The organism is Jiangella muralis (assembly GCF_001270745.1).
Classification (GTDB): Bacteria; Actinomycetota; Actinomycetes; order Jiangellales; family Jiangellaceae; genus Jiangella; species Jiangella muralis.
The window spans coordinates 154,769-175,774 of the sequence record NZ_KQ434758.1; the positions used below are offsets into that span (position 1 = coordinate 154,769).

19 protein-coding genes are annotated in these 21,006 nt (G+C 72.5%); 7 read left to right on the plus strand and 12 right to left on the minus strand.

The window, feature by feature from the left end; translation table 11 throughout:
- Positions 1–143: 143 nt before the first annotated feature.
- The 3 genes from ACW62_RS15675 to ACW62_RS15685 all read left to right on the plus strand — a co-directional run bounded on the left by ACW62_RS15675 (position 144) and on the right by ACW62_RS15685 (position 4,067).
- Complete coding sequence (locus tag ACW62_RS15675) at positions 144–911, plus strand: GntR family transcriptional regulator (RefSeq protein WP_083459804.1); 768 nt, start codon at positions 144–146, stop codon at positions 909–911.
- Positions 912–1,209: 298 nt separating this feature from the next.
- Positions 1,210–2,259: an endonuclease/exonuclease/phosphatase family protein gene (locus tag ACW62_RS15680; protein WP_157574786.1), complete on the plus strand. Its 1,050-nt coding sequence runs from the start codon at positions 1,210–1,212 to the stop codon at positions 2,257–2,259.
- An 11-nt stretch (positions 2,260–2,270) separates the two neighbouring features.
- Complete coding sequence (locus ACW62_RS15685) at positions 2,271–4,067, plus strand: metallophosphoesterase family protein (protein ID WP_053205052.1); 1,797 nt, start codon at positions 2,271–2,273, stop codon at positions 4,065–4,067.
- A 20-nt stretch (positions 4,068–4,087) separates the two neighbouring features.
- On the opposite strand, the gene ACW62_RS15690 is transcribed toward ACW62_RS15685, so the two are convergent.
- The 5 genes from ACW62_RS15690 to gatC all read right to left on the minus strand — a co-directional run bounded on the left by ACW62_RS15690 (position 4,088) and on the right by gatC (position 8,864).
- Positions 4,088–5,146 carry a Fic family protein gene (locus ACW62_RS15690; protein ID WP_205629383.1) on the minus strand — a complete coding sequence of 353 codons (1,059 nt, stop codon included), beginning with the start codon at positions 5,144–5,146 and terminating at the stop codon, positions 4,088–4,090.
- Between the two features lie 169 nt (positions 5,147–5,315).
- Positions 5,316–6,815 (minus strand): Asp-tRNA(Asn)/Glu-tRNA(Gln) amidotransferase subunit GatB, encoded by a 1,500-nt coding sequence (gatB, locus tag ACW62_RS15695; RefSeq protein ID WP_053205054.1) that lies wholly within the window; start codon positions 6,813–6,815, stop codon positions 5,316–5,318.
- Entirely contained in the window at positions 6,812–7,033 is a 222-nt protein-coding gene (locus ACW62_RS15700; RefSeq protein ID WP_053205055.1) for a hypothetical protein, read from the minus strand. Before ACW62_RS15700 ends, gatB begins: the two co-directional genes overlap by 4 nt.
- Positions 7,030–8,559: an Asp-tRNA(Asn)/Glu-tRNA(Gln) amidotransferase subunit GatA gene (gene gatA, locus ACW62_RS15705; protein WP_053205186.1), complete on the minus strand. Its 1,530-nt coding sequence runs from the start codon at positions 8,557–8,559 to the stop codon at positions 7,030–7,032. Before gatA ends, ACW62_RS15700 begins: the two co-directional genes overlap by 4 nt.
- 5 nt (positions 8,560–8,564) lie before the next feature.
- Positions 8,565–8,864 (minus strand): Asp-tRNA(Asn)/Glu-tRNA(Gln) amidotransferase subunit GatC, encoded by a 300-nt coding sequence (gene gatC, locus ACW62_RS15710; protein WP_053205187.1) that lies wholly within the window; start codon positions 8,862–8,864, stop codon positions 8,565–8,567.
- A gap of 184 nt (positions 8,865–9,048) precedes the next feature.
- Here gatC and ACW62_RS15715 point away from each other — a divergent pair, with 184 nt between their 5' ends.
- Positions 9,049–9,456, plus strand: coding sequence for a hypothetical protein (locus tag ACW62_RS15715; protein ID WP_053205056.1), 408 nt, complete (start codon positions 9,049–9,051; stop codon positions 9,454–9,456).
- Between the two features lie 5 nt (positions 9,457–9,461).
- Here the strand turns inward: ACW62_RS15715 and ACW62_RS15720 are convergent, their stop codons facing one another.
- The 7 genes from ACW62_RS15720 to ACW62_RS36215 are packed head-to-tail and all read right to left on the minus strand — an operon-like array spanning position 9,462 to position 17,215.
- Positions 9,462–10,145: a response regulator gene (locus ACW62_RS15720; protein ID WP_053205057.1), complete on the minus strand. Its 684-nt coding sequence runs from the start codon at positions 10,143–10,145 to the stop codon at positions 9,462–9,464.
- Positions 10,142–12,640, minus strand: a complete 2,499-nt coding sequence (locus ACW62_RS15725) for a sensor histidine kinase (protein WP_053205058.1) — start codon at positions 12,638–12,640, stop codon at positions 10,142–10,144. Before ACW62_RS15725 ends, ACW62_RS15720 begins: the two co-directional genes overlap by 4 nt.
- Entirely contained in the window at positions 12,637–13,227 is a 591-nt protein-coding gene (gene kdpC, locus ACW62_RS15730; protein ID WP_053205059.1) for a potassium-transporting ATPase subunit KdpC, read from the minus strand. Before kdpC ends, ACW62_RS15725 begins: the two co-directional genes overlap by 4 nt.
- Before the next feature lie 7 nt (positions 13,228–13,234).
- A complete protein-coding gene (kdpB, locus tag ACW62_RS15735; protein ID WP_083459805.1) occupies positions 13,235–15,337 on the minus strand; it encodes a potassium-transporting ATPase subunit KdpB in 2,103 nt (700 codons plus the stop codon).
- Positions 15,334–16,995, minus strand: coding sequence for a potassium-transporting ATPase subunit KdpA (gene kdpA, locus ACW62_RS15740; RefSeq protein WP_053205061.1), 1,662 nt, complete (start codon positions 16,993–16,995; stop codon positions 15,334–15,336). The genes kdpB and kdpA overlap by 4 nt, the downstream gene beginning before the upstream one ends.
- A complete protein-coding gene (gene kdpF, locus ACW62_RS33210) occupies positions 16,995–17,084 on the minus strand; it encodes a K(+)-transporting ATPase subunit F (RefSeq protein WP_083459806.1) in 90 nt (29 codons plus the stop codon). Before kdpF ends, kdpA begins: the two co-directional genes overlap by 1 nt.
- A complete protein-coding gene (locus ACW62_RS36215) occupies positions 17,081–17,215 on the minus strand; it encodes a hypothetical protein (RefSeq protein ID WP_276202956.1) in 135 nt (44 codons plus the stop codon). The genes kdpF and ACW62_RS36215 overlap by 4 nt, the downstream gene beginning before the upstream one ends.
- Before the next feature lie 322 nt (positions 17,216–17,537).
- On the opposite strand from ACW62_RS36215, the gene ACW62_RS34760 reads away from it, so the two are divergent.
- The 3 genes from ACW62_RS34760 to ACW62_RS15755 are packed head-to-tail and all read left to right on the plus strand — an operon-like array spanning position 17,538 to position 21,006.
- On the plus strand, positions 17,538–18,503 hold the full coding sequence (locus tag ACW62_RS34760) for a hypothetical protein (RefSeq protein ID WP_169792064.1): 966 nt from the start codon (positions 17,538–17,540) through the stop codon (positions 18,501–18,503).
- Complete coding sequence (locus ACW62_RS34765) at positions 18,500–19,798, plus strand: sensor histidine kinase (protein ID WP_053205063.1); 1,299 nt, start codon at positions 18,500–18,502, stop codon at positions 19,796–19,798. The genes ACW62_RS34760 and ACW62_RS34765 overlap by 4 nt, the downstream gene beginning before the upstream one ends.
- Complete coding sequence (locus tag ACW62_RS15755; protein ID WP_083459807.1) at positions 19,795–21,006, plus strand: sensor histidine kinase; 1,212 nt, start codon at positions 19,795–19,797, stop codon at positions 21,004–21,006. The genes ACW62_RS34765 and ACW62_RS15755 overlap by 4 nt, the downstream gene beginning before the upstream one ends.

The following is a 21,006-nucleotide window of genomic DNA, read 5'->3' on the forward strand; positions in this document are numbered from 1 at the left end:
TCGGGTGAGCTGACGGATGTGAGACTGTGAGACGCAGACCGTAATACTGGTCTATACCGCTGTCAATCCCCGGCGCGTCTACCTGCATCGTTCGGTGGCGGTCCGTAAGATGTCGTCAATCAGGTGAGCAAGGGAGCCGCACCGTGCCAAGGCCGCGACACGAGCCGAACGACGTCGCGCCGGACGTGTTCACGACCGGGGACCGCGCGAAGGGCGCCCACATCAAGGACGTGCTAGGGGCGCTGGTGCAGCGGTCGCGCGACGGGTCGCTGCTGCCGTCCGAGCGGGTGCTGGCCGAGCGGTTCGGGGTGGCGCGGATGACCGTCCGCGGCGCGATCAACGAGCTGGAGGCGCGTGGGCTGGTGCGGCGGGTGTCCGGGCGGGGCACGTTCGTGCAGCGGCCGACGCTCACCCATTCGGAGATCTTCCGGTCGTTCAGCCAGGACATGCGCAACCGCGGCATGACGCCGGGCTCGCGCAGCTACCGGGCCCGCACCCGCCCCGCGACCCGCGACATCGCCGAGCGCCTGGGCGTCGAGACCGGCGCGCCGGTGCACTCCATCGAGCGCATCCGCACCGCCGACGGCACCCCGATGGCGCTGGAGCGGACCAACCTGCCGGCCGCACGGTTCGGCACTCTGCTCGACGTCATGAACCGCGACGAGTCCCTGTATGACGTGCTGGCCAAGGTGTTCGGCGTGCGGCTGGAGTCGGCCGAGCAGACGGTGTCGATCGCGCGGCTCAGCCCGGCCGAGGCCAAACGCCTCGAGGTCCCCGGCTACGACCCGGCCTTCCTCATCGAGCGCCGCTCGGTCGACAACATGGGCAACGTGGTCGAGTTCGGCCGCTCCCTCTACCGCGGCGACCGGTACGCCATCCAGATGCACGTCAGCCGCCCGGCCAGCGGCTGACCGCCGGCGGCTGGCCGGCGGCTGGCCGCCCTCGGCGGCGGCGCCACTGCCGGCTGCCCAGTCGTCGCCGCGCCAGTTGACGTCAGCGCCAACCGTTGGCACCCACGTCAACAACCCCCGAGCATCCCCACCCACCCCGGCACCACCGGCCGCACACCCGCACCCGCCTGAACGGCCCGCGCGCGCCCCGCACACGCCCCGCGGGCGAGCCGCCGCCCCTCTGGTCAACTCCGTCACACCCTGTTACGCTCCCGGCCAAAATACCGGTCTAGACAGGAATCCAGACCCTGGAGGCGGAGTGAGGATCACGCTCGTAGCGCTGGCGGCAACCGCCTGCACAGCCCTGATCGCACCGCTCGTGGCCACCGCCGCGGAGACGCCGTCGGCGCCGGCGACGACCACGGCGCGGCAGGAGACGAACGTCCGCATGCTCGACTTCAACTTCGCCGGCAACGGGTTCAACGGCGGCGACACCGGCGCGCCCGTGACCGACGCGGTGAGCAAGGTCGTCGAGCAGCAGGCGGAGATCGTCGGGCTGAACGAGATGTGCTACACCCAGTGGGTCGCGATGCGCGACCAGTTGAAGGCGCGGCCCGGATACGAGAACCTGACCGAGCACGTCGTCGTCACCAACTACGACATCCCGAACTGCTACGACCCGGTCGTCAACCCCGGCGGCTGGTACGTGATGGGCCTGTTCAGCAAGTACGAATCCGAGCAGGTGATGTTCGGCGACACCCCGTACCTCGACCTCGGCTACCACTACCGGCAGCGGTTCCGGAAGCTGGTCTGCGGCGACGTCGCCATCCCCGGCGCCACCGCGGTCCGCGCCTGCGTCACCCACACCGAGGTGCCGCTGCCGCTGATCAACGAGACGTCGTTCCCGGACGACCCGGACATCGCCGACGACCCGCTGTACGGGCGGTCGATCAACTACGCGCAGGCGAAGGTCATCGCCGAGGCGATCACGCCGATGGCGGACGAGCTGCCGGTGGCGCTGATGGGCGACCTCAACGAGCTGCCGTTCCTGCCGTCGCTGGACTTCTTCTACCGCCGCTGCGGCGGCAACGGCGTCTTCGAGGAGGTCGACGGGCGCGACGAGCGCTGGCCGGTGATCCGCCGGTTCAACCTCGGCACCGAGGCGTGCCCGCACCGGCAGGGCGAGTGGACCATGGGCGCGGAGGGCCGCCCGGACGTCTACGACAAGCCGTACGAGAGCAACCGGAAGATCGACTACATTTTCGTCGACACCCAGCACTTCGTGGTCGGCCCGGACTCCGGCCGAGTGATCTCGACGCCGTTCTCCGACCACCGCATCGTCGTCGGCGACGTCACCCTGGTGCACTGAGAGGAGCGACCATGCGGCAGAGCGGACGACTCGCGGCCGCGGGCGTCGCCACCCTGATCCTGCTGGCCGGTGCCGCCCCGCCGGCCGGCGGGGCGGGGTCGGCGGACGACTTCCGCGTCCTGCCCTACCTGCAGAGTCCGAGCAGCGAGGGCATCCGGATCACCTGGTTCACCGAGACCGACGAGCCCGGGCGGCTCACCGTCCGCGGCCCCGGCATCCGCGGCAGCCTGACCACCGAGGTGGGCGCGACCCTGCTGTCGGAGCTGGCCTACACCGACGCCGAGCGGGCGCAGCTGATCCCCGGTCTGGAACCGGGCTCGTGGCTGCTCGGCGCCGACAACTACAAGCACACCGAGCTGATCGACGAGCTGCGGCCGGGCGCCCGCTACACCTACACCGTCGAGCAGGGCGGCTCGACCTTCCGCGGCCGGTTCGCGACGGCGCCGACGGCGGACGACTGGCGGCAGATCCGGCTGATCGCGCTGTCCGATTCCGAGACCGAGCCGCTGGGACGAGTGCAGAAGCGCGAGTGGGCGCCCGGCGCGGGCGCCGAGGGCCGTCCGTCCGCCGAGGCGGGGTCGGCCTGGGACCAGGTGCACGGGACGACGACGCTGTCCGGCACCCGGGTGCTGCGCTATCCGCTGACCGAGGACGAAGGGCTGCGCCGCAACCTCGCCGTCATCGAGCAGCGCTCCCCCGACGCCGTCCTGTTCACCGGCGACCTCGTCCAGGGCGGCGGCTACCAGCCCGGCTGGGACGAGTTCTTCCGCAGCACGGCCGGGACCGGCGGCGACCTGCTGACGTCGGTGCCGATCCTGCCCGCGTTCGGCAACTGGGAGAGCTTCGGCGCGCTCAACGGCGGCTACGGCACGCCGGACGACCGGACCCCGGTCGTCCGGTCGCGGGCGAAGTTCCACGCCTACTTCGACGCGCCCGCGAACGGCACCCCGGCGCACCAGGACAACTACTACCGGGTCGACTACGGCCCGGTCACCGTCCTGACGCTGGACAGCAACAACGGCCAGCCGGACGACGCCGCGGCGAACTACCCGGCGGACCAGAAGCTGACCGGCCGCGAGTACACCGGGCCGGGCACCGACACGCAGGAGAACTTCACCCGCGAGCAGTACGAGGCGGCCGGCGGCACCGACCTGTCCGACTTCGGCCCCGGCAGCGTCCAGTGGACGTGGGCCGAACGGCAACTGGCCGACGCGCGCGCGGCCGGGCAGATCGTCGTCGTCCAGTTCCACCACGTCCCGTACAGCTCCGGCGAGCACGGGCTGCCGATGAACCACGCGCTCTCGTCCGGCCAGGGCGGCACCCCGATGCGGGTCTACCACCCGTTGTTCGAGCGGTACGGCGTCGCCGCGGTGATCTCCGGGCACAGCGAGATGTTCGAGCGCAGCTTCGTCGACGAGGACGGCGACGGCACCGGCGTCCAGTACTACGACGTCGGCGTCGCCGGCGACGGCCTGCGCGGCGTCCGCCGTGAGGGCGCGACGCTGGACACCGCGCCGCTGCGCTACAACCCGTTCAGCCGGTGGACCGCCGACCAGAGCGAGACCGAGCAGTGGGTGTCCGGCGACGGCGTCCCGCGGCTGGAGGCGGGCGGCAAGCACTACGGCCACCTGGAGATCGACGTCGAGCGGGTCCGCGGCGACGACGACCGGATCGCCCGCATCACCCTCACCCCGGTGCACGTGTTCCCGGTGCTCGACGACGAGCTGACGGTGACGCGATCCGAGCGGCGCACGTACGGCGACGAGATCGTCATCGACATCGGCCCCGACGGCCGCCCCGTCGGCTGAGCGTCGGGCCGGGCCGGTGATCACCGCGCCGGCTCGGCCCTGAGTTCCGGATAGGGATCGTGCAGCGGTTCGCGCGACGCTCGTGCCGCGGCCCGGACCACGTGCAGACGCCCCGCCGCGACGTAGTAGCGCCCGCGGGTCGCCCCGCGCGTCTCCAGCAACCCGACGTCGACGAGGCGGCTGAGGTCGCGGGTCGCGGTGCGCTCCTCCAGGCCGGTCTGTTTGAGATAGGTGGAGCGCCGGAGGCGATATCCCAGGACCGCCTCGTACAACAACTCGGTCACCCGCTCGGGCAGGTCGTCCATGCTGACGAGCTGGTCGAGCATCTCCCAGATCGAGGCGGCCTCGTGCAACCGCCGCTCGGCCGTCTGCGCCTGCATGTGGTGGGCACGCAGCATGAAACGCATCCACGGCGTGGCGTCGTTCGCGGGTTGCCAGTGGCCCTGACCGGTCGCCGCGAGCACCCGGTAATAGTGCTCGGTGTTCTCGCCGAGCCACTCTTCGACGCTGGAGAACGACGGTTCCACGATCTCCTCGCGTGCCAGCACCAGGGTCTGCAGCGCGCGAGCCATGCGTCCGTTGCCGTCGCGGAACGGATGGATCATGACCAGATTCAGGTGCGCCATGGCCGCCCGTACGATCGGGTCGGCTCCGTCGCCGTGGCGCAGGCCGTCGACCAGTTCGTTCACCAGTTCGGGCACGAGCCGAGCGTCCGGGCCCTCGTAGACGACGCGGTCGTCGTGGTCGTCGCGGACGTAGATCGGGCCGGAGCGATACTGGCCCGGGCTCTTCGAAAAGGCATGCGACAGCATCATGAAGTGCATGCTCCGGATGGCCGACTGGTCCAGGACGAAGTGCGGGTCGGCGGCCATCTGCAGGACGTAGCCCAGGGCTTGCCGGTAGCCCCGGATCTCCGCGAACGTCTGCTGGTCGGCGCTCAGCGGCGCGTCGTCGTCCAGCGCCGCCGCGGCGTCGTCGATCTCGACGTCGTAGCCCTCGATGCTGTTCGAGCCGCGGATGGCGCGGGCGAGCATGGTGCGGCGCAGGCCGCCCTGCCAGCGCCGAGGGGTCCTCAGCACATCGGCGAGACGGCCACGCGATGCGTGAATCTCCCCGAGGACCTCAATGTCCTCGGGGCTCGGCTCCGGCTGGTGAAAGATCATGGCGATGTCCTGATGTCTCTATCATAAGGACACCCACTCTATCAGGTGTCTCAATAATAGAGACATTAGGACATCGGGCGAGCGGTCAGCTCTGCAGCCGCTCCAGGATGAGCTCGCGGGCGCGCTTGGCGTCGGCCTGGCCCTTGGTGGTCTTCATGATCGCGCCGATCAGCGCGCCCACCGCGCCCAGGTTGCCGCCGCGGATCTTCTCGGCGACGTCGGGCTGGGCGGCGATGGCGTCGTCGACGGCGGCGCCCAGGGCGGCGTCGTCGTTGACGAGGACCAGGCCGCGGGCGGCCACGACCTCGTCGGGCGTGCCCTCGCCGGCCAGCACGCCCTCGACCACCTGGCGGGCCAGCTTGTCGTTCAGCGACCCGGCGGCGATCAGCTCCTCCACCCGGGCGACGTCGGCGGCCGAGATGCCCGCGTCCTCCAACGCCACGCCGCGCTCGTTGGCGACCCGCGCGACCTCGCCGAGCCACCACTTCTTGGCGCCGCCCGCGGACGCGCCCGCGTCGACGGTGGCGGCGACCAGGGCCACCGCGCCGGCGTTGACGACGTCGCGCATCTCGAGGTCGGTGAAGCCCCAGTCGGCCTGCAGCCGGGCCCGGCGCGCGGCCGGCGGCTCCGGCAGGGTGCCGCGCAGCCCATCGACCCACTCGCGCGACGGTGCCATGGGGACGAGGTCGGGCTCGGGGAAGTACCGGTAGTCCTCGGCCTCCTCCTTGACGCGGCCGGCGGTGGTCTCGCCGGTGTCCTCGTGCCAGTGCCGGGTCTCCTGGATGATGGTGCCGCCCGACGACAGCACCGCGGCCTGACGGCGGATCTCGTGCGTGACCGCGCGCTCGACCGACCGCAGCGAGTTGACGTTCTTGGTCTCGGTGCGGGTGCCGAGCGGGTCGCCGGGCAGCCGCAGCGACACGTTCGCGTCGCAGCGCAGCTGGCCCAGCTCCATGCGCGCCTCGGAGACACCGAGCGCGCGGATCAGCTCGCGCAGCTCCGTCACGTAGGCCTTGGCGACGGCCGGCGCGACTTCGCGCGGCACGTAGATCGGCTTGGTGACGATCTCGATCAGCGGGATGCCGGACCGGTTGTAGTCGAGCAGCGAGTGGCTGGCGCCGTGGATGCGGCCGGTGGCGCCGCCGACGTGCAGCGACTTGCCGGTGTCCTCTTCCATGTGCGCCCGCTCGATCTCGATGCGGTAGGTCTCGCCGTCGGCCGTGACGTCGAGCCAGCCGTCGAACGCGATGGGCTCGTCGTACTGCGAGGTCTGGAAGTTCTTCGGCATGTCCGGGTAGAAGTAGTTCTTCCGGGCGAACCGGCACCACTCGGCGATGCTGCAGTTCAGCGCCAGGCCGATGCGGATGGCCGACTCGACGGCGGTGCGGTTGACCACCGGCAGCGAGCCGGGCAGCCCCAGGCAGACCGGGCAGACCTGCGAGTTGGGCTCGCCGCCGAACTCCGTCGAGCAGCCGCAGAACATCTTCGTGGCGGTGCCGAGCTCGACGTGCACCTCCATGCCCATGACGGGCTCGTACGTCGCGATGGCCTCGTCGAACGAGGGCAGCGCCGTGGTGACGGTCATTCGTCGTCCTTCAGCTCGACCAGCGGCTTGTCGTCGTTCTGCGCCTCGCGGATCTCGCGCACGACGATCGCGACGGTGATGGCGACCGACAGGATGCTGAGGACGGCGTCGACCATGCGCAGCTTGTCGCCCTCGCGACGCGCCTTGGTGAGGCTGCGCGCGGCGCCCACCGCGCCCAGCGCCGAACCGCCGAACTTGGCCAGGTACTTGACGTTCACGGTGCGATTCCCTCCAACGCGGGTGCCTGTTCCAGCAACGTTCCCCCCCATTGGGCGGCGTATGCGGCCTCGACCGCCGCGCCGACGAGGTACAGGCGGTCGTCGGCCATGACCGGCGCCATGACGTGCAGGCCGACCGGCAGGCCGTCCTCGTCGGCCAGCCCGGCCGGGAACGACGCCGACGCGTTGCCGGCGAGGTTGCTCGGGATGGTGCAGAGGTCGTTCATGTACATGGCCAGCGGGTCGTCGACCTTCTCGCCGATGGGGAACGCGGTGGTCGGCGTCGTGGGCGACACCAGCACGTCGACCTGAGCGAACGCGGCCTCGAAGTCGCGCGCGATGAGCGTGCGGACCTTCTGCGCCTGGCCGTAGTAGGCGTCGTAGTAGCCCGACGACAGCGCGTACGTGCCGAGCATGATGCGCCGTTTCGCCTCGGCGCCGAAGCCCTGGCCGCGGGTGAGGCTCATGACCTCCTCGGCGCTGCGGCTGCCGTCGTCGCCGACGCGCAGGCCGTAGCGCATGGCGTCGAACCGGGCCAGGTTCGACGACACCTCGCTGGGCAGGATGAGGTAGTAGGCGGGCAGGCCGTACTTGAAGTGCGGGCACGACACCTCGACGACCTCGGCGCCCAGCTTCGACAGCAGCGCGACGGCATCGTTGAACCGCGCCTCGACGCCGGCCTGGTAGCCCTCGCCGCCGAGCTCCTTGACGACGCCGACGCGCAGGCCGCTGAGGTCGCCCTCGGCGCCGCGCCGGGCCGCCGCGACGACGTCGGGCACCGGCTGGTCGATGCTGGTGGAGTCGAGCGGGTCGTGACCGGCGATGACGGTGTGCAGCAGCGCGGCGTCGAGCACGGTGCGCGCGCACGGGCCGGCCTGGTCGAGGCTGGACGCGCAGGCCACCAGGCCGTAGCGGCTGACCCCGCCGTACGTCGGCTTCACACCGACGGTGCCGGTGACGGCGGCCGGCTGGCGGATCGAGCCGCCGGTGTCGGTGCCGATGGCCAGCGGCGCCTCGAACGCGGCCAGCGCCGCGGCCGACCCGCCGCCGGAGCCGCCCGGGATGCGGGTGAGGTCCCACGGGTTGCGGGTGACGCCGTACGCCGAGTTCTCCGTGGACGAGCCCATGGCGAACTCGTCGAGGTTGGTCTTGCCGAGGATGACGATGCCGGCCTCGCGCAGCCGCCGGGTGATGGTGGCGTCGTACGGCGGCTGCCAGCCCTCGAGCAGCTTCGAGCCGACGGTCGTCGGCATGTCGGACGTGACGATGACGTCCTTCAGCGCCAGCGGGACGCCGGCCAGCAGGCCCAGCTCCTCGCCGGCCGCGCGCTTCTCGTCGACGGCGGCGGCCGCGGCCAGCGCGCCGTCGGCGTCGAGGTGCAGGAACGCGTGCACGCCGGCCTCGGCGGTGCCGTCGACCGCGGCGATGCGGTCGAGGTGCGCCTGCGTGACCTCGACGGCGCTGACCTCGCCATCGCGGACGGCCGCGGCCAGCTCGGAAGCTCTCGCGCGGGTCAGACTGTTCATGCCGGTCACCCCTCCTCCCCAAGGATCTGCGGCACCCGGAACCGGCCGTCCTCGGCGGCGGGCGCGGCGGCCAGGACGGCCTCGGCGGGCAGGCACGGGCGCGGCTCGTCGGCGCGGAACACGTTGGTCAGCGGCAGCGCGTGCGACGTCGGCGGGATGTCGTCGGCCGCGACCTCGGTGACCTGCGCGACCGCACCGAGGATCTGGTCGAGCTGGCCGGCCAGATGGTCCAGCTCGTCGGGGGCGAGGTCGAGGCGAGCGAGGTGCGCGAGGTGCGCGACCTCCTCGCGGCTGATCGAGGGCATGGCGGACTCCATGGTCGGGAACGGGTCCGATCCTATGGCTCCAGGTCGGGCCCGCGCTTGCCAGGTTCGAGGTTGCACCGCGGACGTCGGTGAATACGTGCTGAAGCAATTCTGAAGCACCCCACGACCCACGATCGTGACCGTCGCCTCGACACCGGGGTGAGCATCGATCACGGGAGAGCCCATGTCCATCAAGGACGTCATCCGGAAGCGCGCGCTGTCCGGCCTCGCGGCCGTCGTTCTCGCCACCGCGGCGCTGGCCGCGGCCCCGGCGGCGACCGCCACGGCCGCCCAGACCACACAGACCGCGGAGACGAAGGCCGGTTGCTACAAGAAGCAGAACTACACCGGCGGCCGCTGGCTCAGCGTGAACTTCTGCGCGGGCAAGGTGCACGGTAGCTCCGGCTTCGTCGAGCGGGAGATCTGGCTGGACCGCGCCCGCAGCTCGCGGCCGTCGACGTGGACGCCCCGGCTGGGCCTGCGCCGCTACAGCTACTACACCTCCGACGTCTCGAACTCGGCCGGCTCGTACTGGCGCACCTGCATCCTCGACAACAGCAGCCGCATCTACTGCACCGCCTGGCACCGCTGACGGCGTCACGGCTCGAACCGGTAGCCCATGCTCGGCTCGGTGATGAGATGCACCGGGTGTGACGGGTCGGGCTCCAGCTTGCGCCGCAGCTGCGCGGTGTAGACGCGCAGGTAGCCGGTCTCCTTCGAGTACGCCGGACCCCAGACCTCCCGCAGCAGCTGCTGCCGCGACACCAGCGTGCCGGCGTTGCGCACCAGCACCTCCAGCAGGTGCCACTCGGTGGGGGTCAGGCGGACGTCGGCCCCGGCCCGGGAGACCTTCTTCCGGGCCAGGTCGATGGAGAGCTCGCCGGCGGTGACGACGGAGTCACCGCCGGCCACGGGCAGCGAGCGGCGCCAGGCGGCGCGCAGCCGGGCCAGCAGCTCCTCCATGTCGAACGGCTTGGTGACGTAGTCGTCGGCGCCGGCGTCGAGGGCGCGCACCTTGTCCGCGGAGTCCTGCCGCGCGGACAGCACGATGATCGGCACGCTGGTCCAGCCGCGCAGCCCGGCGATCACCTCGATGCCGCTCAGGTCCGGCAGCCCGAGGTCGAGCACGACGACGTCGGGGTGACGGCGGGCGGCGGCCTCCAGCGCGCCCCGTCCGTCGGCGGCGGTGACGACGTCCCAGCCGCGGGCCCGGAGGTTGATCGCCAGCGCCCGGGTCAGCGCCGGGACGTCGTCGACGACGAGGACGCGCGGGCCGGTCACGGCTGCTCCAGCGGCAGCCGCAGCACCATCGTCAGCCCGCCGCCGGGGGTGTCGTCGGCCGTCAGGGTGCCGCCGAGCGCCTCGACGAAGCCGCGCGCGACCGCCAGCCCCAGCCCGACCGACCCGCCGGTCCCGGCCGGGCTGTCGCCGAGCCGCTGGAACGGCCGGAACATCGCCGCCTTGTCCGCCTCACCGATGCCCGGGCCGCGGTCGGCGACGCGGATCTCCACCTCCGACCGGATGACCGCTGCCGACACCGTCACCGGGACCCCGTCGGGCGAGTAGCGCACCGCGTTCTCGACGACGTTGGCCAGCGCCCGCTCCAGCAGCCCGGCGTCGGTCGTCAGCAGCGGCAGCGACTCCGGCACGTCCAGCACCACCGTCTCCACCGGCACTCCACCGACCGCCCGCGGCACCACCTCGTCCAACGCGGCCGGCCGCGCGACCGGGCGGACGGTGTCGGTCTCCAGCCGCGAGAGGTCCAGCAGGTTGTCGATCAGCCGCTCCAGCGAATCCGTCGCCGTGCCGACCGTGGCCAGCAGCTCGGCCTGGTCGCCGGGGTCGAACACGACGTCGTCCTGGCGCAGGCTGGAGACGCCGGCCTTGATCGCCGCCAGCGGGGTGCGCAGGTCGTGCGAGACGGCGGCCAGCAGCGCCGTGCGGATCGCGTCGCCCTCCTCCAGCCGGCGCGCCTCCTCGGCCCGCTCGCGCAACCGCTCGCGGTCCAGCACGACGGTGGCCTGCGCCGCGAACGCCTCCAGCATGCGGCGGTCACCGGCCTCGAGCACGGGCCCGCGCAACGCGAGCGCCAGCGTGTCCGAGATCATCACCTCCGACGAGCCCTCCTCCGGCGACGCGCACGGCCGCCCGCCCGCGCACTCGATCGTCGTCCACCGCTCGTGCGAGTCGTGCCGCTCCAGCAGCGTCACCGACTCCATCCCGAACCGTTCGCGCAGCCGCTCCAGGATCGCCAGGACGGTGTTCTCGCCGCGCAGCACCGACCCGGCCAGCGCGCTCAGCGTCTCCGCCTCCGAACTGGACCGGGCGGCCTGGATCGTCCGCCGGGCCGCGAGGTCGACGACGGACGCCACCCCGACCGCGACCAGCAGGAACACCAGCAGCGCGAACGCGTTCTGCGGGTCGGCGATGGTCCACCGGTAGTACGGCGGGGTGAGGAACCAGTTGAGCAGCAGGCTGCCGACCACGGCCACCGTCACCGCCGGCCACAGCCCGCCGATCAGCGCGACGCCGACCGTCAGCGACAGGAACATCATGATGTCGATCGGCAGCTCGTGGATCTCGCGCAGCACCACCAGCACCGCGGTCAGCGCGACCGGCCCGACCAGCGCCGCCACCCAGGCCAGCACCCGCCGGTTCCGGCTGAGCACCTCGGCCCGCTGCGGCAGCGTGCCCTGCCCGGCCCGCTCGTGCGTGACGACGTGCACGTCGATCGGCCCGGACTCGCGGACGACGCGGGCGCCGACGCCCTCGCGCATGGACAGCAGCCAGCGCGGCCGCCGGCTCACGCCGACGACGATCAGGGCGGCGTTGACGCCGCGGGCGAAGTCGAGGATCGCCTCGGCGACGTCCTCGCCGACGACCTGGTGGAACGTCCCGCCGAGCGTCTCGGCGAGCGCGCGCTGCTTCTCCAGCGCCCCCGGCGGCGCGCCGCTGAGGCCGTCGCTGCGGGACACGTGGACGGCGACCAGCTCGCCGCCGGCGCCGCGGTTGACGATGCGGGCGGCTCGGCGCAGCAGCGTCTCGCCCTCGGGCCCGCCGGTCAGCGCGACGACGACGCGCTCGCGGGTGTGCCACGGCGCCTCGATGCCCTCGTCGACGCGGTACTTCTCCAGCGCGTCGTCGACCCGGTCGGCCAGCCAGAGCAGCGCCAGCTCGCGCAGCGCCGTCAGGTTGCCGACCCGGAAGTAGTTCGCCAGCGCCGCGTCGACCTTCTCCGCCGCGTACACGTTGCCGTGCGCGAGCCGCCGGCGCAGCGCCTCCGGCGACATGTCGACCAGCTCGATCTGGTCGGCCCGGCGCACCACCTCGTCCGGGATCGTCTCGCGCTGCGGCACGCCGGTGATCGACGCGACGACGTCGTTCAGCGACTCCAGGTGCTGGATGTTGACCGTCGTGATGACGTCGATGCCGGCGGCCAGCAGGTCGTCGACGTCCTGCCAGCGCTTCGCGTTCGCCGAGCCGGGCACGTTGGTGTGCGCCAGCTCGTCGACGAGGGCGACCTCGGGGCGGCGGTGCAGGATCGCCCCGAGGTCCATCTCCTCGAACTCGGTGCCGCGGTAGGTCACCGTCCGCCGCGGGATCGCCTCGATGCCGTCGAGCAGCTCGGCCGTGTGCGGCCGGCCGTGCGTCTCGACCAGCCCGGCGACGACGTCGGTGCCGCGCGAGCGGCGCCGGTGCCCCTCCGAGAGCATGTCGAACGTCTTCCCGACGCCGGGGGCGGCGCCGAGGTAGACCCGCAACCGTCCACGCGTCATGAGCCGCCGCGTTCCTCCAGCGCGAGGTTCAGCTCGAGCACGTTGACCCGCTCGCCGCCGAGGAAGCCGAGCACCCGGCCCTGGGTGTGCTCGTCGACCAGCGCCCGGACGTCGGCCGGGTCCAGGCCGCGAGCCCGCGCCACCCGGTCCACCTGGATGCCGGCGTAGGCCGGCGAGATGTGCGGGTCCAGCCCGCTGCCCGACGCGGTGACGGCGTCCGGCGGCACGTCCGCGGGGTCGACGCCGTTCGCCTCGGCGACGGCGGCCCGCCGCTCCTCGACGGTGGCCAGCAGCTCGGCGCTCTCCGGGCCGAGGTTGGAGCCGCCGCTGGCGAGCGTGTCGTACCCGTCGCCGGCCGCCGACGGGCGCGGGTGGAACCACTGCTCGCCGTCGAACGGCTGCCCGATCAACGACGACCCGACGACCTCACCGTCGTGCGTCACCAGCGAGCCGTCGGCCTGGTCGCCGAAGGCCAGCTGTGAGACGCCGGTGACGGCCAGCGGGTACGCGATGCCGAGGATCACGGTGAACAGCAGCAGGACACGCAGCCCCGCCCAGCTCTGCCGGACCAGTCCACTCAGATTCACAGCCCACTCACCCGATTCCAGGGATCGCCGACACCAGCAGGTCGACGAGTTTGATGCCGATGAACGGGACGACGATGCCGCCCAGCCCGTACACCAGCGCGTTGCGTTGCAGCATCGCCGCCGCGGACAGCGGCCGGTACCGGACGCCGCGCAGCGCCAGCGGGATCAGCGCGACGATGATCAGCGCGTTGAAGATGACCGCCGACAGGATCGCCGACTGCGGCGTCGCCAGCCGCATGATGTTCAGCGCGTCCAGCTGCGGGTACACCACCGCGAACATCGCCGGGATGATCGCGAAGTACTTCGCGATGTCGTTGGCGATGGAGAACGTCGTCAGCGCGCCGCGCGTGATGAGCAGCTGCTTGCCGATCTCGACGATCTCGATCAGCTTCGTCGGGTCGGAGTCGAGGTCGACCATGTTGCCGGCCTCTTTGGCCGCCGACGTGCCGGTGTTCATCGCGACGCCGACGTCGGCCTGGGCCAGCGCGGGCGCGTCGTTGGTGCCGTCGCCGGTCATCGCGACCAGTCGGCCGCCGCCCTGCTCGCGCCGGATCAGCGCCATCTTGTCCTCGGGCTTGGCCTCGGCGAGGAAGTCGTCGACGCCGGCCTGGTCCGCGATGGCCTTGGCCGTGACCGGGTTGTCGCCGGTGACCATGACGGTGCGGATGCCCATCGCGCGCAGCTCGTCGAACCGCTCGCGCATGCCGTGCTTGACGACGTCGGCGAGGTGGATGACGCCGAGGATGTGCGCCTGGTCGTCGCGCAGCTCCGCCACGACCAGCGGGGTGCCGCCGGCCGCCGCGACGCCGTCGACCACGGTGTCGACGCCGAGGTCCGGCTTGCCGCCGTGGTCGCGGACCCAGGCCAGGACGGCGCCCGCGGCGCCCTTGCGGACCTGGTGGCCGTCGGCGAGGTCGACGCCGGACATCCGGGTCTGCGCGGTGAACTCGACGAACGTCGCGCCCGGCAGCTCGCCGGTGTGCCGCTCGCGCAGCCCGTAGCGCTGCTTGGCCAGGACGACGACGGAGCGGCCCTCCGGCGTCTGGTCGGCCAGGCTGGCCAGCTGCGCGGCGTCGGCCAGCGCGGCCTCGTCGACGCCGCCGACCGGCAGCAGCTCGACCGCCTGCCGGTTGCCGAACGTGATCGTGCCGGTCTTGTCCAGCAGCAGCACGTTGACGTCGCCCGCGGCCTCGACCGCCCGGCCGGACATCGCCAGCACGTTGCGCTGCACCAGCCGGTCCATGCCGGCGATGCCGATGGCCGACAGCAGCGCGCCGATGGTCGTCGGGATCAGGCAGACCAGCAGCGCCACCAGCACGATCATCGACTGCAGCCCGCCGGAGTAGCCGGCGAACGGCTGCAGCGTCACGACCGCCAGCAGGAAGATGATGGTCAGGCTGGCCAGCAGCACGTTCAGCGCGATCTCGTTCGGCGTCTTCTGCCGCGACGCGCCCTCGACCATCGCGATCATCCGGTCGACGAAGCTCTCGCCCGGCTTCGCGGTGATCTCGACGACGATGCGGTCGGACAGCACCTTGGTGCCGCCGGTGACGGCGCTGCGGTCGCCGCCGGACTCGCGGATGACCGGGGCCGACTCGCCGGTGATGGCCGACTCGTCGACGCTGGCCACGCCCTCGACGACGTCACCGTCGCCGGGGATCACCTCGCCCGCCTCCACCACGACGAGGTCGCCGAGCGTCAGGCTGGAGCTGCTGACCACCTGCTCGACGCCGTCGACGAGGCGCCGCGCCGGGGTCTCCTGCTTGGTGGCCCGCAGCGTCGCCGCCTGGGCCCGTCCGCGCCCCTCGGCGACGGCCTCGGCCAGATTGGCGAAGAGCACGGTGATCCACAGCCAGACGGCGATCCACCACGAGAACGTGCTCGGGTCGGTGATCGCCAGCACGGTGGTGAACACCGCGCCGATCTCGACCACGAACATGACCGGCGACTTGAGCATCCGCCGCGGGTCGAGCTTGCGGACCGCGTCGGGCAGCGAGGCCACCAGCTGGCGAGGGTCGAAGAGACCGGCGCCGACCCGCGGCGCGCTCCCGGCCGGTGGGGCCTGGACGGTCGTCACTGTGTGCGTCCTTTCGGATCCGGGGTCGCTCATGCGAGCGCCACGGCGATCGGTCCCAGCGCCAGTGCCGGGAAGAAGGTCAGGCCGGCCACGATGATCACCGTCACCGAGTGCAGGCCCACGAAGAGCGGACGGTGCGTCGGCAGCGTCCCGGCGGTCACCGGGGTGGGCCGCTGCCGGGCCAGGGCGCCGGCCAGCGCGAGCACCAGCACCATCGTCGTGAACCGGCCGATCAGCATGGCCAGCCCGAGCGCGGTGTTGTAGTACTCGGTGTTCGCGGAGAGCCCGGCGAACGCGCTGCCGTTGTTGTTCGCGCCGGAGGCGAACGCGTACAGGATCTCGGACAACCCCTGCGGCCCCTCGTTGAGCAGCGACGCCCGGGTGGTGTCGAACGACGATGCAATGGCCGCACCGATGAGCAGCGCGAACGGCATCGCCAGGATGTACAGGGCGACCAGCGAGATCTCGTACCGGCCGATCTTCTTGCCCAGGTACTCCGGCGTCCGCCCGACCATCAGGCCGGCCAGGAAGACGGCGAGGATGGCCAGGACGACCATGCCGTACAGGCCACTGCCCACCCCGCCGGGCGAGACCTCGCCCAGCATCATGTTGAGCATGACCATGCCGCCGCCGGCGCCGGTGTAGCTGGCGTGCATCGAGTTGACCGCGCCGGTGGACGTCCCCGTCGTCGAGTTCGCGAACAGCGCCGACGCCCAGACGTCGAACCGGACCTCCTTGCCCTCCAGCGACGCGCCGGCCGCCTGCGGGACCGTCCCCGAGTGGTTCACCTCGGCGGCGGTGACGGCGACCAGCGCGGCGCCCCAGAGCACCGCCATCGCGGCCAGCACCGCGTAGCCCTGCCGCTTGTCCTTCACCAGGACGCCGTACGTGCGGCACAGCGCCACCGGGATCACCAGCAGCAGGAAGATCTCCAGCAGGTTGGTGAGCGCGTTCGCGTTCTCGAACGGGTGCGCCGAGTTCGCGTTGAAGAAGCCGCCGCCGTTGGTGCCGAGCAGCTTGATGGCCTCCTGCGAGGCCACCGGCCCGCCGATCAGGGACTGGACGGCGCCGCCCAGCGTGGTGACGTCGTGCGGCTCGGACAGGTTCTGCACGACACCGCCGGCCACCAGCACCAGCGCGAACAGGAACGCGATCGGCAGCAGGACGCGGACGACGGCACGGGTGAGGTCGACCCAGAAGTTGCCGAGCCGGTCGGTGCGGCGCCGGGTCAGCCCGCGGATCAGCGCGATCGCGACCGCGAGGCCCACCGCCGCGGACAGGAAGTTCTGCACCGTCAGGCCGGCCATCTGGGCGGTGTAGCCGAGTGTGGACTCGCCCGCGTACGACTGCCAGTTGGTGTTCGCGACGAACGACGTCGCGGTGTTGAAGGCGAGGTCCGGGGCCATGCCGTCGAAGCCGAGCGACAGCGGCAGCAGGTCCTGCAGCCGCAGGATCGCGTACAGCAGCAGCACCGACACCGCGGAGAAGCCCAGCACCGAGAGCAGGTACGTGCTCCAGCGCTGGTCCGCCTCCGGGTCCACCCGCACGATCCGGTAGAAGGCGCGCTCGACGGCGAGGTGCCGCGTCGAGGTGAACACCCGCGCGATGTGGTCGCCCAGCGGCCGGAACGCCACGGCCAGCAGGACGAGAAGCAGGACGATCTGCAGCAGGCCCGCCGCGGTGGCACTCATCAGAACCGCTCCGGGAAGAGCAGGGCCGCGAGCAGGTAGCCGACCAGCAGCACGGCGACGATCAGGCCGGCGACGTTCTCGGCGGTCACTGGCCGGCCTCCGGCTGCGTCGCGTCGGCGTCGACGCCGTGGCGCCGGCCGAGCCGGTCAACGCCCGCACCGAGAAGGGCCATCACGACGAAGAAGAGCACCGTGAGGCCGATGAAGGCGACGTCTTGCATGGACACCCCTGGGGGAAGCTCAGGCCCCGCCGATCGGGGCCAGCATGGGTACACAACCACCTGAAAGGGCAGGTCATCGCCTGCTTAGCGGCCTCTTAGCGGCTGCGGGCCGGTCTCTTCACACCCCGTTAGCGCCGCGACGGGGGTAGGGACAGCCCCACCGCAATGTTGATCTTGGAGATACCGCGGAACCAATCCGGCATTTCGCCCTGGAACTCCGCAGTTACTCCAAGATCAACGCTGTGGGGGTGGGGCTGTCCCCACCCCCGAGAGGGGAGCAGGCTGCGCTGTGCCGGCGGCCCGCGACGACCAGGCTGGGATCGTGCCCTCCACCGCCCCGCCGGCCCGGTTCGCGACCGTGCTCGGCCTGGCCGCGGTGGCGTTCGTCGTCGCCCTGCACTGGGTGCTGCCGGTCACCGACCCGCAGTCCGGCCGGGTGACGACGGCGACCGCGGCGGCCCTCGTGCTCGCGGCGCCGCTCGCGCTGTTCGCGGCCGGCATCGCGGGGTGCGGCGGGCCGGCCTCGCTCGCGCGGGCGGCGCTGCCGTTCGCCGTCGTCGCGGTGCCGCTGATCGACGGCGCGGCCCGGCTGCTGTGGCTGCCGGCCGCGCTAGCGGCGCTGACGGTGCTCCGGCCGGCGCTGGTGCGGCTGCACGCGCGCTGGCGTGGCGCCGAGCTGGCGGCGACGGCGTCGGCGGCCGTGCTGGCCGGCCTCACCGGGTCGCCGGTGGCGGTGGTCGCGGCGGTGTGGCTGGCGGCGTACCAGACCGGGCTGCTCGTCCGGGCCGGGGCGCTGGACCGGCTGCGTCCGCGTCACGCGCTGATGGTGGCCGCGGCGGGCGCGACGGTGGGGGCGTGCGGCCTGGTGCTGGCGGCGTTGCCGGACGCCGCGGCCGGGCCGGTCCCGTCCGCGACGGTGCTGCTCGGGTGCACCGCCGCGCAGCTGGGACTGGCGCTGGCGGCCCGGCCGCCGATCGACCGGTGGACGGCCGGCGCGCCGGTGGCCGGCGGGCTGGCCTGGCTGGCGCCGCGGCTGGTCACCGTCCACCTCTGGCAGCTGCCCGCGGTCGCGCTGGTGGCTGCCGTCGCCGTCCGCGTCGCCGGGTACGACCCGCCGGTGACGTTCGACCCGCGCTGGCGATCGGACCTGCCCTGGTGGCTGCTCTCCTGTGCCGTCGCGCTGGCCCTGGCGGTGCGCCTCATCGGCCGGGTGGGGACAGCCCTACCTCGCACTCACCGGGTGTCCGGCTCGTCTACCCTGCAAGCACACGGAAGGCTGGAGGCATGAACACGCAGATCACCGACCGGCCGCGAGCCGGCTGGCGGCAGGTCCCCCGCGACCTCGCGTACCTGCTGCCGGGGCTCCCCATCGCCATCGCCTCCTTCACCATCATGGTGACCGGATTCGCCCTGGGCGCCGGGCTGTTCGTGCTGGCGTTCCTCGGGCTGATCGTGTGGATCGCCATGCTCGGCGCCGCCCGCGGCTTCGCCGTCGCCGAGCGGGCCCGGGTGGGGCTCATGGAGGACCGCCCGGTCGGCCCGGCCTACCACCGGCCCGCCTCCGGCAAAGGCCTGGCCCGGCTGTTCAGCTACCTTCGCGACCCGCTGGCCTGGCGCGAGTGGGGCTTCGGCATCCTCATCCTGCCGATCCGCTGCTTCACCTGGAGCATGACCATCGCGTGGACGGCCGCCGCGCTGGGTGGCACCACGTACGTCCTGTGGGAGTGGTCGCTGCCACGCGACGACGCCGAGAACGAGACGCTCTCCGAGCTGATCGGCCTCGGCAGCAGCCGGTTCGCCGACGTCGCGCTGAACACCGGCATCGGCCTGGTCTTCCTGGTCACGCTGCCGTACCTGCTGCGCGCGTTCGCGCTCACCGAGTCGTCGCTGGTCTGGGCCATGCTGACGAACGAGAACGCGGCGCTGCGGGCCCGCGCCGACGAACTGAGCCGCAGCCGCACGGCGGTCGTGCAGGCCGAGGCCGACACCCTGCGCCGGGTCGAGCGCGACATCCACGACGGCCCGCAGCAGCGCCTCGTCCGGCTCACCATGGATCTCGAGTCCGCCCAGCGCCGCTTCGACGACGACCCCGACGCCGCGCGGCCGCTGCTCGAGGGCGCCGTCACGCAGACCAAGGAGGCGCTGGCCGAGCTGCGCGCCGTCTCCCGCGGCATCGCCCCGCCCATCCTCACCGACCGCGGCCTGGCGGCCGCCCTCGCCGCGGCGACCGCCCGGTGCCCCGTCCCGACCACCCTCGACGTCGGCCCCGACCTCGCCGAGCGGCTGCCGTCGGCCATCGAGAACGCCGCCTACTTCGTCGTGACCGAGTCGCTGACGAACGTGGCGAAGCACTCGCAGGCGTCGCGGTGCGCGGTCTCGGTCGTCCGGGTCGACGACGTCCTGCACGTCCAGATCGCCGACGACGGCCGCGGCGGCGCGCACCTCGGCAAGGGCCACGGCCTGGCCGGTCTCGCCGACCGCCTCGCCGGTGTCGACGGCCGCCTCGACGTCGTCAGCCCGCCCGCCGGCGGCACCACCGTCAGCGCCGAGCTGCCCATCCCGGCCCCGAGCACCGCCCGATGAGTGACGACGCGCCCCGGCCCCGGGTGACCTGGCGGCAGATCGGCCGTGACCTCGGCTACCTGCTGCCGGGCCTGCCCATCGCCATCGCCTCGTTCACGCTGATGGTGGTCGGGTTCTTCCTCGGCATCGGGCTGATCGTGCTGGCCTTCGTCGGCCTGATCATCCTGATGGCGATGCTGCTGACGGCGCGCGGCTTCGCCCGGGCCGAGCGGGCCCGGGTCGGCCTGATGGAGCGGCGCGAGGTCGGGCCGGTGTACTACCAGCCGGCGACCGAGCGCGGGCTGTCCCGCGTACTGGAGGTGCTGCGCGACCGGCAGTCGTGGCGCGACTGGCTCTACTGCGTGCTGATCCTGCCGGTGCGGGTGTTCACCTGGTCGGTCACGATGGTGTGGCTGGGGCTGACCATCGGGCTGTCGCCGCTGATCGCGCTGTCGTGGGTGATCGCCGGCGGCGGCGGGTTCCGCGGGCTGCCGCTGGCGCTGGCGCACATCTTGCGCGGGGTCGCCGTCCTGGAGTCGTCGCTGGCGTGGGGCCTGCTGACGAACGAGACGGCGGCGCTGCGGGCCCGCACCGAGCAGCTGAGCCGCAGCCGTCAGTCCGTCGTCGCCGCCGAGGCCGAGATGCTGCGCCGGGTCGAGCGCGACATCCACGACGGGCCGCAGCAGCGCCTCGTCCGCCTCACCATGGACCTCGAGTCCGCCCAGCGCCGCTTCGACGACGACCCGCAGGCCGCGCGGCCGCTCGTCGAGGAGGCCGTGCAGCAGACCAAGGAGGCGCTGGCCGAACTCCGTGCGGTGTCGCGCGGCATCGCCCCGCCCATCCTCACCGACCGCGGCCTGCCCGCCGCCCTGGCCGCCGCCACCGTCCGCTGTCCCGTCCCCACCACCCTCGACATCGACCTCCTCGACGGCGAGCGGCTGCCGCCGGCGATCGAGAACGCCGCCTACTTCGTGGTGACGGAGTCGCTCACCAACGTGGCCAAGCACGCCGACGCGTCCGCCTGCTCGGTCTCCGTGCTCCGCGCCGGCGACGCCCTGCACGTCCAGGTCACCGACGACGGCCGGGGCGGGGCGCACCAGGGCAAGGGCCACGGCCTCGCCGGGCTGGCGGACCGGCTGGCCGGGGTGGACGGGCGGTTCGACGTCGCCAGCCCGCCCGGCGCCGGCACGACGGTGTCGGCCGAGCTCCCCCTGCCGGTCGCCGACTGA

What these genes read in the sequence shown, in the direction of transcription:
- ACW62_RS36215 (WP_276202956.1), bottom strand. Translation starts at nt 17,215, where the DNA reads ATGCAAGACGTCGCCTTCATCGGCCTCACGGTGCTCTTCTTCGTCGTG.
- ACW62_RS15715 (WP_053205056.1), top strand. Translation starts at nt 9,049, where the DNA reads ATGTCCATCAAGGACGTCATCCGGAAGCGCGCGCTGTCCGGCCTCGCG.
- gatB (WP_053205054.1), bottom strand. Translation starts at nt 6,815, where the DNA reads ATGACCGTCACCACGGCGCTGCCCTCGTTCGACGAGGCCATCGCGACG.
- gatA (WP_053205186.1), bottom strand. Translation starts at nt 8,559, where the DNA reads ATGAACAGTCTGACCCGCGCGAGAGCTTCCGAGCTGGCCGCGGCCGTC.
- ACW62_RS15685 (WP_053205052.1), top strand. Translation starts at nt 2,271, where the DNA reads ATGCGGCAGAGCGGACGACTCGCGGCCGCGGGCGTCGCCACCCTGATC.
- ACW62_RS15725 (WP_053205058.1), bottom strand. Translation starts at nt 12,640, where the DNA reads ATGACGCGTGGACGGTTGCGGGTCTACCTCGGCGCCGCCCCCGGCGTC.
- ACW62_RS15755 (WP_083459807.1), top strand. Translation starts at nt 19,795, where the DNA reads ATGAGTGACGACGCGCCCCGGCCCCGGGTGACCTGGCGGCAGATCGGC.
- kdpB (WP_083459805.1), bottom strand. Translation starts at nt 15,337, where the DNA reads ATGAGCGACCCCGGATCCGAAAGGACGCACACAGTGACGACCGTCCAG.
- gatC (WP_053205187.1), bottom strand. Translation starts at nt 8,864, where the DNA reads ATGCCCTCGATCAGCCGCGAGGAGGTCGCGCACCTCGCGCACCTCGCT.
- kdpA (WP_053205061.1), bottom strand. Translation starts at nt 16,995, where the DNA reads ATGAGTGCCACCGCGGCGGGCCTGCTGCAGATCGTCCTGCTTCTCGTC.
- ACW62_RS34765 (WP_053205063.1), top strand. Translation starts at nt 18,500, where the DNA reads ATGAACACGCAGATCACCGACCGGCCGCGAGCCGGCTGGCGGCAGGTC.